Annotated in this window: 1 protein-coding gene; it reads right to left on the bottom strand. The window is 59.8% G+C overall.

Annotated elements, in window-relative coordinates; translation table 11 throughout:
- Positions 1-218: 218 nt before the first annotated feature.
- Positions 219-443: a hypothetical protein gene (locus NEI07_RS17090; RefSeq protein ID WP_256036238.1), complete on the bottom strand. Its 225-nt coding sequence runs from the start codon at positions 441-443 to the stop codon at positions 219-221.
- Positions 444-625: the final 182 nt, after the last annotated feature.

Below are 625 nucleotides of genomic sequence, written 5' to 3'. Positions count from 1 at the left end.
ACACACTCCGCGCTACTCGGTTAGGAGAGGGGCTAATCCTGACCATCCGCCGCATGCGCACGGCAGCGATGAGAAATAACCCGCGCATCTCGCACCCCCCCGAAGCGAGATTGCACCCTGGGCCAAACCGGCTCAAGGGAGCGGGAAACAGCAATAACGCCCCGCCGTTACATTCGCGGTCGGGGCGTTCTTTCGGGCCATTGCGTTACGGGTTCCTGTCACGAAACGCCTCGTCGAGCGAGTTCCTTTGCAGCCTCAATCTGGCGATCAAGGAATGTTTCGGAGTCGCCGACGTCAACGCCGAGCGAATTGGCGACGTGCACAATCTCCTTCTTGGCCGAAGAATCGAGACATCTATTCGACTGCCGAACGACAAGAACGGAAACGAGCGGCATGCCTTTGTCGACACAATAGCCGATGACACCGTCGAGGATTTTCGACATGAGGCCCCGCTGCCCTTGCCCAATAGCTCCATGGCATCCTCGGCAATTTCCTCAGGCGCGTTCTGCCCCTCACCTTCCCCAGCGACAGCAAGCACAGCCCGCATCAGCGCAGTTCCGTCGAGGCTTATCCCGCGATCGGCGGCCATTCGATTGGCGGCCCGGAAGGAAGCAGCAGGAGAAGA

It is taken from the genome of Methylocystis suflitae, assembly GCF_024448135.1.
Classification (GTDB): domain Bacteria; phylum Pseudomonadota; class Alphaproteobacteria; order Rhizobiales; family Beijerinckiaceae; genus Methylocystis; species Methylocystis suflitae.
This window is presented reverse-complemented; position numbering and strand designations above follow the sequence as displayed.

What these genes read in the sequence shown, in the direction of transcription:
- NEI07_RS17090 (WP_256036238.1), bottom strand. Translation starts at nt 443, where the DNA reads ATGTCGAAAATCCTCGACGGTGTCATCGGCTATTGTGTCGACAAAGGC.